This window comes from Seinonella peptonophila (assembly GCF_900129355.1).
Classification (GTDB): domain Bacteria; phylum Bacillota; class Bacilli; order Thermoactinomycetales; family Thermoactinomycetaceae; genus Seinonella; species Seinonella peptonophila.
In genome coordinates, this window is record NZ_FQVL01000014.1 from 21,540 (window position 1) to 36,902 (window position 15,363).

A 15,363-nucleotide genomic window follows, 5' to 3' on the forward strand; every position below is an offset into this window, starting at 1 on the left:
TCCCTGATTTTTTAAAAAAATTATACTAAAGGAACAATTAGTTGTCGATATTTGCTTATTCTGTTGAGCCTCCTGCTGACCATTTTAAACCCACGATTCCGATCACAATCATGAACAGGAATAAAATTCGAAGTAGATTCTTTGGTTCATTTAAAAATAACATGCCAACAATTACTGTGCCCAAAGCACCGATTCCTGTCCAAATCGCATAAGCTGTTCCAATTGGCAATTGTTTTAAAGAAGTAGAGAGTAAAAAGAAGCTAATTCCCATTGCTGCAATTGTGATAATCGATGGGAAAAGTTTGGTAAAACCATGCGTATATTTTAAGCCTACTGCCCAAACTACTTCAAAAATCCCTGCAATGACTAAATATAGCCAAGCCAATCTAATTCCTCCTCTTATATGATTGGAATCATTTCCCAATTCCTTGCCAAAAAAGAGACCAAACTTCAGGTAATCGCTGTTCAAAGTGTTCTTGTCCATAATAAAAAATCTGTAAAAACAGACCATCGAGTAAACAGTAATAGCCTGCTAGTAGAGAAGTGATCGGGAGTTTTCGAATCAACCCTTGATCAATTCCAGTCTGAAATAATGTTTCAAGCTTCATAGTAAGTTTTTGTTCAATCGCCAGAAATGAAACGCGAAGCTGTCCTTGCATTGATGGGGGTGGAAAGAGCATGATCCGCTTTAAAAATGTGATTTTACTTGGATTTGTACGGTGATAGTATGTGCATACTTGCTCAAGGATATGAAATAGTTGATCTTGAATCGATAAGTTTGGTAATTGAGCTAGCACTTTCTCTGTTTGCAAAACATGCTCACCTAAAACAGATTGAAATACTTGTAGAAAAAGGTCCTCTTTATTTACAAAATGTGCATAGAGGGAAGGCTTTTTGATCTCTACCTTTTTTGCAATATCGTTTAATGTTGTTCCTTCATAACCATGCTCAGCAAACAGATGCATGGCTGCTGTTATAATTTCATCTCGTTTCAATAACGGTTCACCTACCTAACGTTAGGTAGTATTATTATAATATATTTTTATTACATGAGCAAATCAATATGATCCTACATGTACTTTAGAATATGGCTTCGTTATAATGAATAGGGGATGTAACCAGAAATGATAAGGTGCTGATCAACAGTCAGTGAAAAGGGAAACCGGTGCAAATCCGGTGCGGTCGCGCCACTGTGAATGGGGAAGCGGTCTGCGATAACCACTGCTTGTAAGAAGCGGGAAGGTGCAGTCCAATGAGGAACCATGAGCCAGGAGACCTGCCTTATTATCAATCCTTCGCGTTAAAGGAGCTTGGAATGAAGGAATTCCGTTCTCCTTTCACTATTATAGGGAAAGGTGGATATATTGATGAACAGACGGTTTATTCGGAAGGTTATGGTGATTTCGCTTCTTTTTGCCATCGCGATTTCGCTGGTAGCATGTGCAGGATCATTAAATAATCAAAATCAAGCGGGTAATCAGTCACCCCGTCAACCTGGGAGTATTGAATACCCATTAAAGTTAAAGGATCAAGCTGGTCAAATTGTTACTATTAAGCAGGAGCCCAAGCGAATTGTCTCCTTGATTCCAAGTGCGACAGAAATCGCATTTGCCTTAAAACTCGATGATAAGGTAAAAGCTGTAACCAGCAATGACGATTATCCGAGTCAAGTAAAGAAATTGCCCAAAGTAGGCGATATGAAAATTAATCCCGAAAAAGTGTTGGAGCAAGCCCCAGACCTTGTCCTTGCTTCTTCATTGATTGGCAAAGACGTACTTGATCAACTAAAAAAGCGAGGACTTACCGTATTAGTTGTCGATGCAAATAATATTCGTCAAGTTTACCAGTCAATTGATCTTATAGGAGATGCTACGAATCATACTCGTCAAGCGGATCAATTAATTGCTTCCATGGAAAAGAGAAAATTAACGTTGTTCCGACAACTTGCGGCGATTCCAACTGCAAAAAGGGTGAAGGTTTGGTTAGAGATGGGACCAGAGTTATTTTCAGTGGGTGGAGATACGCTGCAAAATGAATTAATTCAGGTGGCTGGAGGAAACAATGTTGCAGCGAAAGAGAAAGGATGGCCACAAATCTCAGCAGAAAAGGTAATCAGTTGGAATCCTGATGTAATCGTCTCTAGCTATGGTGGGGAAGATAAAATCATACAACGTTCTGGTTGGAATACGGTTCATGCAATTCAAACAAAACATGTCTTTGTGATTGATCCAAATTTAATAAGCCGTCCGGGGCCAAGAATTATTGATGGGATGGAAAAATTAGCCCAACTGTTCTACCCTGATCAGGTAGGGACGAAGTAAACATGAACAAACGATTACGATTTTTGGTATGGAGCGGGGGAGGAATCCTCTGCTTTCTTTTTACGTTTATGATTACCATCTCACTTGGTAGTGCTGAACTTTCTGTAGGGGATGTTTGGGACGTAATCTTCTATCAAATGACTGGTTTGTACCTAGATCATAAGCCAGAACCATTTGTGATCAATATTATTTGGTTTGTACGTCTTCCGAGAGTATTATTGGCAGGTGTGGTTGGGGCGATTTTAGCAATGTCAGGTGTGATCTTTCAGGGAATCCTCCGCAATTCACTCGCTGATCCATTTGTACTTGGGGTTTCATCAGGAGCTGCCGCTGGTGCCGCGCTTTCACTCTTTTTTGGATTTGAAAATTTATGGCTTTCGATATGGGCAACACCATTGGCGGCAATGTGTGGTGCATGCGTAGCGATAGGGGCTGTACTCTTCTTAGCTAGAAATGGATATACTTGGGGACAAGAGCGACTGATTTTAGCTGGCATGATCATACAAGCATTTTTTGCCGCATTGCTCTCACTGATCGTTTCACTTTCCACTTCAGAAATTCAACGGATTATTTATTGGATGATGGGTAGTCTGAGTATGCGAGATTGGAATCAACTTCTTTATGTAAGTATTGCCTTAATGGTTGGGTTTTGTATTGCTTTTTTATGGAGCCGAGAGCTGAACTTACTGGCATTAGGTGATCAAGCGGCTGCTCAGCTTGGTGTTCGTGTGCATTTTACGCGTATACTTTTGATTTTATGCGCATCGATGATGACTGCGGTGGCAGTCTCTGTAGTTGGAACAATTGGATTTGTTGGGCTGATTATTCCACATATATTGCGATTTTTATGTGGTGGAGATCATCGTTTCCTTCTCCCTCTTGCTGCCCTATATGGCGCTGTTTTTTTGATGTGGTCGGACTGTTTCGCTCGAACTTTATTTTCCCCAAAAGAGCTACCAATTGGTGTGATCACGGCATTTATAGGTGTTCCTTTCTTTGCTTACTTACTAAAAAAACAGCGTAAAGCTGCTTTTACAGGAAGAGGGATTACATGATTCAAACACATCAAATCTGTAAGAGCTGGCAAGATAGGACTCTTTTTTCTAAGATTTCATTTACGTTCGAACAAGGTATTTGTTATGGCATCTTGGGGCCAAATGGAAGTGGAAAAACCACATTATTACGCTGTCTCTCTGGAGAATTAACTCCTGATGAAGGTATGGTCACACTGATTGATAAGCCCATTCTTAGCTTTTCACCGCGTCAACGAGCAAGGAAAATTGGTGTGTTATCCCAAGAATCTTTTTATGATCTCCCTTTTACAGTCGAAGAAATGGTTATGATGGGTCGTTATCCCTATCAGCGTCGGTGGCCTTGGGATAATGAAATAGATTATCAATCTGTCAGAGCGATGATGACAGAACTTGATGTTGAGTCATTGGCTCAAATGCCTTTTTCTAGCCTGAGCGGTGGTGAGAAGCAACGAGTCTTAATAACTCGTCTTTTGGTTCAAGAGGCTTCTATTTTACTCCTTGATGAGCCCATGAATCATTTGGATATTCAACATCAAATACGTTTCTTAGAGCTGATTCAAGAGATTCGAGACCAGCAGAACATGACGATTATCATTGTCTTACATGACTTAAATATAGCGGCACAATTTTGTGATCGACTACTCTTTCTAGCAGATGGTAAGTTATTAGCAACAGGGACTGCGGAAGAACTTTATACAGCAGACCTAATCAAACAAGTCTACCAAGTTGATCCAATAATAGTAAAACATCCAACGTTAAAAGTGCCCCAGGTTTTCATGCAGTTATCGCAGAATAGATGAAAATGGAGCTTTGCCGATCACCTCTCCACTCGCTCAAAAGGTTTTTCATCAGGGCTGAATAGACTAAGTTATTAGTATTTCCCGCTTCGGGCTAGCTATCTAAATAAATCTATCTATTATCAGTAGGAGGTTATTGATCTATGAAAATATATACAAAAAAAGGGGATCAAGGTCATACTTCATTGATCGGCGCTCGTGTTTCAAAAGATCATATCCAGATTGAAGCATGTGGTACTGTGGATGAATGTAATGCCCAACTAGGTGAAGCGATCACACATTGTCAGAAAGAGACTTTCCTACACCCAGTGGCTCAGATTTTAGAACAATTACAACATCAATTATTTGATCTCGGTGCCGATTTGGCTCAAGCTGGTAAACAAAAACAATTCACGGTACATGAGAGGATGATACAACGCTTAGAGGTCTGGATTGATCAATTTGAGGATGAATTAACGCCTCTTCGAGCATTTATTCTGCCTGGGGGAACACCTGCTGCTTCAAGTTTACATCTCGCGCGAGTACTAGCTCGGAGGGCAGAAAGACGGGTTGTGACGTTACTTCATCAAGAAGAAGGGAATCCTGAAGTTCGCCGCTATTTAAATCGATTGTCCGATTTATTATTTGTATTAGCTAGGGTTGCAAACGCTCGCTCAAAAGTGGAAGATGTAGAATATAGGAGAGGATGAGTAGATGCTGACCCTTTATGAATATAACCGTTGTGGCACATGCCGAAAAGCGAAGAAATGGCTAGATGTACATGGTATTGCTTACCAAATTGTACCCATCGTGGAACAACCGCCTTCTGAGGAGCAGTTGCGGGTATGGGCTGAAAAAAGCAATCTCCCTGTGCAAAAATTTTTTAACACAAGTGGGAAAAAGTACCGAGAAGAAGGTTTATCTCAAAAGACGAAAAGCATGTCCGATGAAGAGAAATTGCGTTTATTAGCGAGCGATGGCATGCTGATCAAACGCCCGATTGCTGTGAATGGGGATCGAGTGACAGTTGGGTTTCAACCAGAGACCTATGAAAAGACTTGGCGTGCACATACATAAAAAAGAGCCAACAGTGGCTCTTTTTTACCATTATTTGCGAAGATCGAGCTTTTTCAGATTGATAAATGCTGGACCAACACTCAAATTCAAGATTGTTTTATACTAAATATATCCGATACGAATCTTTATAAATAGTTGGGATAAGGAATGATAGATATGACAGCCCCAAAAGTAGTGGAATGGAGAGCGGGAAGTACAGTCGACGTCTCGATTAAAGAGTCAAATGATCCGACATCTTTAATGAAACAGCTAACATTTCATCAACGAGGAGCACTTGCATTAGCCTTTGTTCTTAATAATTTACAACGTGAAGCACAGGGATTTGATAAACAGAGTAATGGTCGAGTTTATGCAGCTCATATTATAAAACAGCGACGAATTCCAAGGATACTTCAGCGATTCGGAAAAGATAAAAGTGAAGTTTCATATGAGCCTATTTCATATGCTTTAAAATTAAAGTTGGGTCAAGAAATTGATTCAGGGCAAATTGTAGAGGATTTAAAAGCGAGAGGATTAACAGAAGAAGAAATTATTGCAGAAGCGAAACAAATTGATCCAGAGATGGAATTAGATGCAGCTGATTTGGATCAGATTCAAACGCAAAAAATGCCCCAAACCGGTCAGCAAAATGCACCTTTACTCTTGAAAACAAAAGACGACCATGGACAGGTGCATTTTGTATTGATTGAAAAAGGGGGAGATACCAATCAGGCGGGAAAAGTAGCGATACCTGGAAATATGGTAAATGAAGCTCAAATTCGATCGAGTAGACCATCTCAGCCATTGCGAGAGAATGCATTAACTGCTGTTAAAAAGCTGGGGTTAGATGCTGAACATGCACAAGTAAGTGAACAGCCGATCCTCATGATGGTTGGTGAACATGGCAATCCAGATTTTCGTAATTATGTTTATGAAGTCCAAGTTCCAAAAGAGCATTTGCCTTTAGATGCAGTGCTTATTCCAGCAACACCTGAAGGCGTGAAACAGTTTATACAAGAAGTATCAGAAGATAGACGGCCTAGCTATTTAAAGCCGTTACTTGAAGCTGAAGTGGGTCGAATGCAGAAAAATGAATTCATTCGGTCCGTTAGACAAACAGCACAGTCGTTTGGAAAATATGCACATACAATAGTGCCTAGGACAATGAATGAAGGAAAGTTTATGCAAGATCGTTTAAAAAGTAAACTAGAAAAAATCACAACCAAAATTGGACAGTCTCCTTTCTCGGTCCGTGGCAAAAAAGGAATCGAGAGATAATATTTCGCCCGCATCATTTATAAAATGATGCGGGCTAGATGTATAGAAATAGCAGATTAGGGAAAATTCGCTGATATGTTAGCTGTTTTTTCTTTTGAAAATTCAATTTTCTACAGTCTGATTTTATTAATAGACTCATATTCTGGTTTAGCAACTTCGTACAATGTTAAATCAATATTACTCTATACTATTTATTGAGTATCAAATGGTTAAATTGTTCATGCTTTACGAAGTTCTATTCATATATACTATTTAATTGTTTATATACTTTTATTATATTCAAAATCATAGTGTGCTCATATTCTCTTAAAACTATCTCGTTTTGGTAGTTGTTTGCTTTTTTTCAATCGGGCGGCCGATCGAGCTAAAACCTCTCGCTTCTTGCTCTTTTTCATATGCTGCTTGTAGTGAGAGGATCGCAGCGTTTTGTTTTGGAGTCAAGGAGGTTTGCATGATTCGGTTTTTGACACTTTGTTCTACAGTTGAATCTGGGTGAATCTCAGCAATCATTCGTGTGATCTTACCTGTGCGAAGTTGCATCGCTGCTGCATATGCTTTTTCCACCTTACTCTCCTCTGTAAATAGTGGCTCTCTAAATGAACGGATCGCATGGTCATCCAAGAGCTGAAAAAGACCTTTATCGCTGCGTAGAGCGGGGATGACATGATTTCGAATGACCATTCCATCTAGCATGGTAAGTTGACTTTGTTGATATAAATCAAGCAGCTTCTTCCCACTCATAGAATCTGACTCACTCGTGCGAAATTCCTCTGGTAATGCACGAACTACCGCTTCAAGCTGTTGGTCACCAGTAGTTAAAGCCAGTAATTGATCATATTGTTTTCGACTCAAGGTTTCTCGATATGGTTCAGTATTTGGCATTTTGAATTGGATAAGCATCTGCCGGAGCTGATCAATCGCTTGTGCCCGTTCGGAGTCTCCTTTTTTAATGGCAGTATAATAGGCTATATGAAATGCAGGTAGGCTTGTATATTTTATTCTCATCTCTTCTGGAAGTGTGCTTTTATCTAGGGAACGGGTATATGAGTCCAGCTTGGCAATCTGCCCACTTAGTGGAAGCGGAACAGGGTTTTCAAAATCACGGATCTTCAAAAGCTTTTTAAGCAAATCATCCACATGATCACTCCTTTTATTAGGAAGATTCATTATAATCTTAACGCAAAATGCTATATGATCACAATTTATAGCTTTGCGAGCAAGAAAACTCATAGCTGAAGCTATAGGGATGAGAGCGAGCGTCAGGCGAGGGAGTTTTTTACCCCTCTCGCAGCCTGACCATGTCTCATATTTGATGTAAAATTGGCAATGATTATTCAGAACAAAGGCTCCCTCGTCTGAAATCAAGTTTGCCATCTCTTTGGACAAATTTTTACTTTGTTGCCACAGTTGGCACTGCCGTGAAGTAGTATATCGAAAATCATATGATCTGCTCGTAATCGTAATTCGTGGCGACGCTACGTTTCTCCTTGCTTAAGGTTTTCTCATATTTGAGGAAATATATTTAACTTAGCGCTAAATTATATATTTGATGGTATTTTATCTACATATTGGATATATTTAGATAAAATTGGAATCAAGGTGATCTTAGTGCGGCAACCCCTTTATTTGACTGAAGTTTACAGTTTAAAATAGATAAATACATGCTTGCCTATTGTTTGTGAAACGTATATCTTAAATGATAGTTTTATATATGGGGTGATTGTGATGGGCTTATGGAATCATCGAATATTTTCTTGGATTGGTTTTGTGATGGCGATTGTCCTACTGACGGGTATGTCAAGTTGTGATCAATGGATTGAGACTGGTAAAGGATGGTTTGGTTTCGATACAAAAGAGAAAAAGCAAACCGATCAAAAGGCAAAGAAAAGTCCTTCGACAGAGCAACCCAAAATAGCTGAAACAAAACAAATCTCTTCTACAACAATTGATTGGATCAATGGCCCGCCGCCTTTGCCTGATCATGGTGGAGTTTACCTATATACACAAAAAGACCATCCGGCAGAGCTAGATAATGTGTTTCGCTATCAGTCACATAATGGTTGGCTAATCTTGCTTGATCGGTATACATTATCTAAATATATGGGTTATAAGATGCAGGTAAAGCGAGTGGCGAAAACTGATCAACCGAATTTATATAAGATTGTTGTTTCATTAACACCAGGTGGTGATACCACCCAGCCAGCATTTTGCTTTTTTGAAGTGAGTAAGTCGGATCTACCGGAAAAAGCGCGCATCATTGTTGAAACAGAGAAAGGCGAGTTGTTAATTGGCTAAAAAAAAGCAATGATCCATTCTGATCATTGCCTTCCTACATAATGCGATTTAAAAATAGGGTTGGTGCAACCCAGATTTGCCCTGTGCCGGTAAATGTTTCCAGCGCTTCCGTTCGACCCGTAAATGATTGAAAGAGATTTCGGAGATTTTGCATGGGTGATTGGAGAGAAGCACTTCGTAAAATAACGCCTCCTGGTTCTATTTGTAACCGCTCATTATATAATTCAAATTTAAGAATCTGACTTTCCGGGATTGGAGAACGGAGTACACAAATCCCTGTACCACTCAGTTTTGTTTGGGTGATATAAGTCTGGTTGTCCACTTTCTTTGGTTTGATGGGACTGACACGAATTGTTGATTCGCAACAGTAAAACATTCCATGATCGACTATAATTTCCTCATTATCAAGTTTATGTAAAAAATAGTGACAAAAGTCAGGCTCTAGATAGAGTTCACCACGACCCTGATAGGCTGGTTTTATGTCATTTGTTTTTGTTCGCCTGGAAAGAGTAAGTTTGTGAAATAGATTTTTTTGCTTTTGGTGGGAGTCAGAAGAGATGTGTCCTTGGATTTGTTGAAGCGCGCCTGTTTCTGTGACGACAGTTCCATTATCCAAGATTACACGAACCTGCTTTAAACGTGCTCCATCAGTGGAAATCGGCATACATTGGTTTTCTCTATACTGCAAAATTTCGAACTTTGCGTTTTCACAGTCGTAGGAATCAATTATTTCAAATAGGTTTCCCATAGGTGATTTCTCGCTTACTCTCTCAATGGAGCAAGCGCCTCCTTTCAGATCTCGATGTAATGCAGTGGTGGGGAATCATTACCTCCAAATCGAAAGAGACGAATCAATTTAAACTGTATTATTACTAATATTATAACATCAATTTAATTAATTAGATATGGCTGAGCAGAATTTTTTCATCTCTTTTTAGAACCGCTTTCTGTTAACTAATTAAATAGATAACGTTATTTTAGGTAACAATCAAAGATATAAGCAAAATCAATAATAATGATAATTCTTTTCAATTTGTATTTAATATAATTTAGTATTGACTTCAATGTGAGCCTGTGATATTTTTTATTTGTTGTGTTTTGAAACGCGATGAAATCTTATAAGGGGGTGAATACTTGCTACACCCTGTCTTTTGACGAGAGACAGATGATGAGTAGCAAGTACTACATATGGCAGTAGTAGCAGAACAAACAGTAGAACGTTTAGTTGGGAAACCAGCACCGGACTTCGATATGGAAAGCACGAAAAATATAGAGACACTGGAAGAACGTGTAAAGCTCTCCGATTACCGCGGAAAATGGCTAGTTCTCTTCTTTTATCCGCTTGACTTTACTTTTGTATGTCCAACGGAAATTACCGCATTGAGCGACCGTTATGAAGAATTTACTGAGCTGGACACAGAGATTTTGGGTGTGTCTACTGACAGCAAATTTTCACACCGGGCATGGATTCACACACCACGTGATGAGAACGGTCTAGGTGATATTCAATATCCACTAGGTGCTGATACCACGCACAAAGTGAGCCGTGATTATGGGGTATTGCTTGAGGATGAAGGTGTTGCACTCCGAGGTCTATTTATCATTGATCCTGAGGGAATTGTACGTTATCAAGTTGTGACAGATAATAATATCGGTCGCAGTGTAGATGAAACGCTTCGAGTATTGCAAGCCCTTCAAACTGGCGGTCTATGCCCATCCGATTGGAAACCTGGTCAAAATACACTCTAAATGAATGAATAAAAGGGCCTATCCCCAGTGTTAGGCCCTTTTCATAAATATCCATTCAACGGAGTCATTCACAATCTATAGACTACTGATTGAGGTGATTGAAATGCCAATGCGTTTAAAAACGGAGATACCTGAATTAACTGGAATTGCTGAATGGGTAAATGGTGAAGCAAAAAAAGAAGACCTGTTAGGCAAACCGATTCTGGTCCATTTTTGGTCGATTAGCTGTGGAATATGTAAAGAGAGTCTACCTGATGTGAATAAAATGCGTGAGGAATACCCACAGTTACAATTTGTTGGTGTTCATATGCCGCGTTCGGAAAAGGATCTTGCGATTGATCCAGTTAAAGATACTATTACCAAATATGAACTCACACATCCTCAAGCGATAGATAATACACATACTGTTGTGGATCGTTTTGAAAACCAATTTGTACCAGCATTTTATCTTTTTGATGCAAGCGGCGTATTGCGTCATCGCTCTGCTGGCGAAAAAGCGTTGAAGTTATTAAAAAATCCTCTGGAACGCGTGTTAAACGAAGAAGAGAAGGAGGCTGAATAGATGGAATTCCCTCAGGAGCTGAGATATACAAAAGAGCATGAATGGGTAAAGATTGAAGATAATCAAGTTCGGATTGGGATTACCGACTTTGCACAAGATGAATTAGGAGATATTGTGTTTGTAGAACTTCCAGAAGTAGGACAAGAGATCAAAGCAAATACTTCTTTTGGCAATGTCGAATCTGTAAAAACTGTTTCAGAACTATATGCACCTATTGATGGTAAAGTAGTAGCTGTCAATGAGGAATTGGATGGATCACCAGAGAATATTAATGACTCTCCGTATGAAGAGGGTTGGATGATTATTGTAGAGCCAAATAATGTAAATGATGTGGAAGAATTATTAACGGCGGAGCAATATAAAGAAGTCATCGAAGTATAATACGTCGAATACATTGGTTTCAAGCATAGTGGTATCACTATGCTTTTTCGGTTATGTTACTGAGATAACAGATATATTTTTGTTTTTTTTAATGAAACAATTGATTGCTTGTGTTTATCTTTTGTACAGGTTGGGTAAATAGTAACTAACTCAAATTCAGTACCGACTTTATGAAGTGGGGAAGAGGAGGGGGATGTAAAAATGTACTGCTGTGGAGCTGCTATGATAGGTGCAATTGGTTCTTTGCGAAAGCATTCCGTCTTTGTACACAACGTTCCTTTGTTATACTGTCCGGTTTGTCATGAAATAGAGGTGCACCCGGCTGTGAAGGAAGAATTTGAATTAGTTGTTCAGTATGCAGTTGAAGATGGTGTGAAAGAGACCACCCTCCGTGATAAAATCGACCCCGAATTGATCGCTGAATGGAAAGAGTACTGTGTAAGTTTTCAGGAGGCGGACTTAGAACCGATTTTGCGCGAGCAGATTGATTACTCACTTGATTTGTTAAGCGCAACAAAACAGCTTGGAGATGCTGAATGGGGCGAGGAATTGAAAAATCGTTTGAAAGTATTAACGGGTCGCCTAAAAAGATTAGAAGAACAGAAAGAAAGTAGTAAATAAAGACTGACACTTGAGTGATTGAATCACTTTCACATAGTGTAGCAGTAAGGGATACATGGCAAGAGCTGTGTATCCTTTTTAGTACAAAAAAAGATGTTGATTCCACTAATGGAAAAGATGACTTATTTTTCCATGGTTGGGTTAAAAAAATTCGTTGACTTAAAAGGAAAAAAGTGATATCTTCGAACAGAGTGAATTCCATTTCGGGAGTGTTATAATGAGCCAGTTAAAGGTAGGGGACATCGTAACGGGAGAAGTGATTTCAACAAAACCTTTTGGGGCTTTTGTCAAGCTAGGATCAGGTGAAACTGGTTTGATTCACATCTCTCAGATTTCTACCAAGTATGTTGAAAAGGTGGAAGATGAGTTAGCAGTAGGTGTAGAGGTGAAAGCCAAGGTAATCACCATAGACCCCGCAGGTAAAATTTCCCTATCCATCAAAGCGTTAAGCGAGAATGCCCCACAAAGTCGAAGAGGTAGCGATCGTCGTGGGAGTAGAAAGTCTCCGGGCGATTTTGAGGATATGATGAAAAAATGGATGAAAAGTAGCGAAGAGCGTTTAAGCGCACTTGCTGCTAAACATAAGAAGAATCGAAGTTAAATAGCAAGTGAGTTTGATCCTTGCACACCTAAACGCATCTTCCAGCGAGAGGAAGATGTTTTTATTATGAAAAATGAAATGCTTGAAGGGAGGAAGGTCGTTGCGAAAGAGGTAAGTCTAAACAGTCTCTACATGATGATTCATCACAAGGTCATCGGATATACCATCATTGCTTCACAATAGAGCGAAACTGCCGTTGTTTGGCATGTGCAGAGTATTGCGAATCATTCGACCTTTGCATGGTTAGACTTTATTTTTCGTGACGGTAACTCAGTGATAAATAAAGAGAAAGTGTTAATCACAGGTCCAACATCAGGAATCGGTCTTGAGTTAGCTCGTCTTTTTGCCATGAATAATTATGAATTGATACTAGTTGGTAGAAATAGGCAAAAATTAATAGAATTACAGCGACTTTGGAAGTATGAATTTAATTCTACGATTCATATGATTGAAGAAGATTTGGCGCTTCCTGATGCAGCTAAGAAAATCATACAGACCGTTTCAGAACGTGGATTATCGATTGATATTCTTGTGAATAATGCTGGCTTTGGTGCATATGGACCATTTACCCAAACTTCTTTGACAAAGGAGCTTGAAATGATTCAGGTAAATGTGATAGCGCTTACATCTCTAACAAAGTTAGTCAGTTGTGAAATGGTCAAACAAGGAAATGGAAAAATATTAAATTTATCATCTGTTGCTGGTTTTCAGCCTGGTGGGCCATTGATGGCCGTATATTATGCCACGAAAGCATATGTGCTTTCTTTTAGTGAAGCTTTAGCCAATGAATTGGAAGAGGCCGGGGTACAAGTAAGCGTACTCTGTCCTGGACCAACAGCGACTCGTTTTGAAAAGCGCGCCAACCTGGAGCAATCAAAACTTTTTCAACGTAATATAATGACTGCTGAAGAGGTTGCGAGGATTGCCTTTCGGGAGTTTATGAGAGGAAAACGTTTGATCGTTCCAGGCACGACCAACCGGATTTTAGCTCGATCTGTACGCTTTCTGCCGCGTAAAGTGGTAACCGGAATGGTTCGTAGAATACAAGAAGAGCGAAATCCAGATCAATAAGGCAATAAAAAACACCTGATGAATCAACATCAGGTGTTTTTTTCAATGATTAGGATTGATGGAGCTTGATGACGATTTAAAATTTGATACCAATCGACTCGGAACTGTTTAGTGGGAAGTGAAGAAGCCCAATTAATGACTGTAGAGGCCTCTGCTTCGCCGCCAGAATGACCTGTGTAGAGGACAAGGGTCATTCTTCCACCCTTCATCAGCCATTCGCTCGCTTGTTCTGCTGCATATTGTGTCGTATGTGCTGTGGTGATGATCTGGTGATCGCCATTTGGCAGATAGCCAAGATTAAACATGATAGCGCCTATTTTCCCTTTATATACCAGTGGAATATCTTGATGAAGTAGGGCATGGTTATTTAAAAAAAGCTCTACTTGCTCTGAAGCATGATGCTCAATCAGTCGTTTTCTCGTAATAGAAATCGCTGTTTGTTGTATATCAAAGCCATAAACGCGACCTTGGCTACCTACTTGTTTGGCAAGAAATAATGTGTCGTATCCGTTACCAACCGTCGCGTCGATGGCAATTCCTCCCACGGATAATACTTCGCCAATCACTTGATGTGTATAAGCTAGAATCTTAGGTAAGCTCATACCGTGCCCGTCTTTTGAGACAATGTTGAGGCTCGTTTGCCTTGCCAACTATCCCGACGCTTTAATTCATCATCGATCGCATTGAGTACTTCCCATTTTTTTGTACTCCACATCGGCCCAATTAACAGATTAGGGGGGCCATCACCTGTAATGCGATGAATAATCATTTCTGGTGGGAGTAGCTCAAGCGAATCTACAACAAGTCGAACATAGGTCTCTTTATCTAAAAATTTTACTAGCCCTTGTTCGTACTGTTTGACCATGGGCGTATTTTTCATCAAGTGAAGCAAGTGAATTTTAATTCCCTGTATATCCATCTCGGAGCATGCTTGTACCGTTTGAAGCATTTCCTCTTCACTTTCGCCAGGTAGCCCATGGATAATATGCGCGCAGGTGCGAATCCCACGTTTTTGCAGCTTCTCAACACCTTCTAGAAAACAAGCAAAATCATGGCCGCGATTGATTAATTGTGATGTATGTTCATGAATCGTTTGTAGTCCTAATTCCACCCAGAGATATGTGCGTTTATTTAACTCAGCTAAATACTCAACCACATCATCGGGTAGACAATCGGGTCGGGTGGCAATCGAAAGCCCTACAACCCCTTCTTGTTCTAAAATGAGTTCGTACATTTCCCTCAGTTGTGCAACAGGTGCATAAGTATTACTAAAAGCTTGGAAATAACCAAGATACTTCGCTTTTGGCCATTTTTGATGCATACGTTTCTTCACATCATGAAATTGTTTTAATAAATCGTCGCGTCGATTGCCGGCAAAGTCGCCAGAACCACGAGCAGAGCAAAAAGTGCAGCCTCCAACAGCAACTTTTCCATCACGATTTGGACAAGTAAAACCTCCATCGAGAGCAACTTTAAATACCTTTTCTCCAAAGGTTTGCCGTAGATGATAATTCCAGGCATGGTAGCGTTTTTCTCCCCAATGAAGCGACATTTCAATCACCATCCATTCAGCTTTCATCATAACCGATTGTTAACATGAAATCGATCGTATGTAAAT

General features: G+C 39.8%; 19 protein-coding genes and 1 riboswitch. Of the genes, 13 read left to right on the plus strand and 6 right to left on the minus strand.

Features of this window, described 5'->3' with window-relative positions; genetic code table 11:
• Positions 1 to 55 precede the first annotated feature (55 nt).
• Entirely contained in the window at positions 56 to 385 is a 330-nt protein-coding gene (gene sugE / locus BUB71_RS15995; RefSeq protein WP_073157124.1) for a quaternary ammonium compound efflux SMR transporter SugE, read from the minus strand.
• 28 nt (positions 386 to 413) lie between these two features.
• Entirely contained in the window at positions 414 to 995 is a 582-nt protein-coding gene (locus tag BUB71_RS16000; protein WP_073157127.1) for a TetR/AcrR family transcriptional regulator, read from the minus strand.
• A 118-nt stretch (positions 996 to 1,113) separates the two neighbouring features.
• A riboswitch (cobalamin riboswitch) is annotated at positions 1,114 to 1,298 on the plus strand.
• A 69-nt stretch (positions 1,299 to 1,367) separates the two neighbouring features.
• Between BUB71_RS16000 and BUB71_RS16005 the strand changes: the two genes are divergently transcribed.
• The 6 genes from BUB71_RS16005 (at position 1,368) to BUB71_RS16030 (ending at position 6,465) form a co-directional block, all read left to right on the plus strand.
• Positions 1,368 to 2,321, plus strand: a complete 954-nt coding sequence (locus BUB71_RS16005) for an ABC transporter substrate-binding protein (RefSeq protein WP_073157130.1) — start codon at positions 1,368 to 1,370, stop codon at positions 2,319 to 2,321.
• A gap of 2 nt (positions 2,322 to 2,323) precedes the next feature.
• A complete protein-coding gene (locus tag BUB71_RS16010; protein ID WP_073157134.1) occupies positions 2,324 to 3,376 on the plus strand; it encodes a FecCD family ABC transporter permease in 1,053 nt (350 codons plus the stop codon).
• A complete protein-coding gene (locus tag BUB71_RS16015; protein WP_073157138.1) occupies positions 3,373 to 4,155 on the plus strand; it encodes an ABC transporter ATP-binding protein in 783 nt (260 codons plus the stop codon). Before BUB71_RS16010 ends, BUB71_RS16015 begins: the two co-directional genes overlap by 4 nt.
• A 140-nt stretch (positions 4,156 to 4,295) precedes the next feature.
• Entirely contained in the window at positions 4,296 to 4,841 is a 546-nt protein-coding gene (locus tag BUB71_RS16020) for a cob(I)yrinic acid a,c-diamide adenosyltransferase (RefSeq protein WP_073157141.1), read from the plus strand.
• 4 nt (positions 4,842 to 4,845) lie between these two features.
• Positions 4,846 to 5,208 carry an arsenate reductase family protein gene (locus tag BUB71_RS16025; RefSeq protein WP_073157144.1) on the plus strand — a complete coding sequence of 121 codons (363 nt, stop codon included), beginning with the start codon at positions 4,846 to 4,848 and terminating at the stop codon, positions 5,206 to 5,208.
• 156 nt (positions 5,209 to 5,364) lie between these two features.
• Positions 5,365 to 6,465 (plus strand): hypothetical protein, encoded by a 1,101-nt coding sequence (locus tag BUB71_RS16030; protein WP_073157148.1) that lies wholly within the window; start codon positions 5,365 to 5,367, stop codon positions 6,463 to 6,465.
• A 312-nt stretch (positions 6,466 to 6,777) separates the two neighbouring features.
• Here BUB71_RS16030 and BUB71_RS16035 read toward each other — a convergent pair whose 3' ends face one another.
• Positions 6,778 to 7,602 carry a hypothetical protein gene (locus BUB71_RS16035; RefSeq protein ID WP_073157151.1) on the minus strand — a complete coding sequence of 275 codons (825 nt, stop codon included), beginning with the start codon at positions 7,600 to 7,602 and terminating at the stop codon, positions 6,778 to 6,780.
• 588 nt (positions 7,603 to 8,190) lie between these two features.
• On the opposite strand from BUB71_RS16035, the gene BUB71_RS16040 reads away from it, so the two are divergent.
• Positions 8,191 to 8,760: a hypothetical protein gene (locus BUB71_RS16040; protein WP_073157155.1), complete on the plus strand. Its 570-nt coding sequence runs from the start codon at positions 8,191 to 8,193 to the stop codon at positions 8,758 to 8,760.
• A 34-nt stretch (positions 8,761 to 8,794) separates the two neighbouring features.
• Here BUB71_RS16040 and BUB71_RS16045 read toward each other — a convergent pair whose 3' ends face one another.
• Positions 8,795 to 9,424: an AIM24 family protein gene (locus BUB71_RS16045; RefSeq protein WP_073157159.1), complete on the minus strand. Its 630-nt coding sequence runs from the start codon at positions 9,422 to 9,424 to the stop codon at positions 8,795 to 8,797.
• Between the two features lie 524 nt (positions 9,425 to 9,948).
• Between BUB71_RS16045 and BUB71_RS16050 the strand changes: the two genes are divergently transcribed.
• The 6 genes from BUB71_RS16050 (at position 9,949) to BUB71_RS16075 (ending at position 13,745) form a co-directional block, all read left to right on the plus strand.
• Positions 9,949 to 10,509 (plus strand): peroxiredoxin, encoded by a 561-nt coding sequence (locus BUB71_RS16050; protein WP_073157162.1) that lies wholly within the window; start codon positions 9,949 to 9,951, stop codon positions 10,507 to 10,509.
• A 109-nt stretch (positions 10,510 to 10,618) separates the two neighbouring features.
• Complete coding sequence (locus tag BUB71_RS16055) at positions 10,619 to 11,071, plus strand: redoxin domain-containing protein (RefSeq protein ID WP_073157295.1); 453 nt, start codon at positions 10,619 to 10,621, stop codon at positions 11,069 to 11,071.
• The gene (gene gcvH, locus BUB71_RS16060; RefSeq protein ID WP_073157165.1) at positions 11,072 to 11,452 is read left to right on the plus strand and encodes a glycine cleavage system protein GcvH; all 381 of its coding nucleotides are present in this window, start codon (positions 11,072 to 11,074) and stop codon (positions 11,450 to 11,452) included.
• A 201-nt stretch (positions 11,453 to 11,653) separates the two neighbouring features.
• A complete protein-coding gene (locus BUB71_RS16065; protein WP_073157168.1) occupies positions 11,654 to 12,073 on the plus strand; it encodes a YgiT-type zinc finger protein in 420 nt (139 codons plus the stop codon).
• Positions 12,074 to 12,290: 217 nt separating this feature from the next.
• Positions 12,291 to 12,674, plus strand: coding sequence for a S1 RNA-binding domain-containing protein (locus BUB71_RS16070; protein WP_073157173.1), 384 nt, complete (start codon positions 12,291 to 12,293; stop codon positions 12,672 to 12,674).
• Between the two features lie 207 nt (positions 12,675 to 12,881).
• Positions 12,882 to 13,745, plus strand: coding sequence for an SDR family NAD(P)-dependent oxidoreductase (locus tag BUB71_RS16075; RefSeq protein WP_245815676.1), 864 nt, complete (start codon positions 12,882 to 12,884; stop codon positions 13,743 to 13,745).
• Between the two features lie 29 nt (positions 13,746 to 13,774).
• On the opposite strand, the gene mnmM is transcribed toward BUB71_RS16075, so the two are convergent.
• Both mnmM and mnmL read right to left on the minus strand, forming a co-directional pair.
• Positions 13,775 to 14,347 (minus strand): tRNA 5-(aminomethyl)-2-thiouridylate-methyltransferase MnmM, encoded by a 573-nt coding sequence (mnmM, locus tag BUB71_RS16080; RefSeq protein ID WP_073157176.1) that lies wholly within the window; start codon positions 14,345 to 14,347, stop codon positions 13,775 to 13,777.
• The gene (gene mnmL / locus BUB71_RS16085) at positions 14,344 to 15,327 is read right to left on the minus strand and encodes a tRNA modification radical SAM protein MnmL/YtqA (protein WP_245815678.1); all 984 of its coding nucleotides are present in this window, start codon (positions 15,325 to 15,327) and stop codon (positions 14,344 to 14,346) included. The genes mnmM and mnmL overlap by 4 nt, the downstream gene beginning before the upstream one ends.
• Positions 15,328 to 15,363 lie beyond the last annotated feature (36 nt).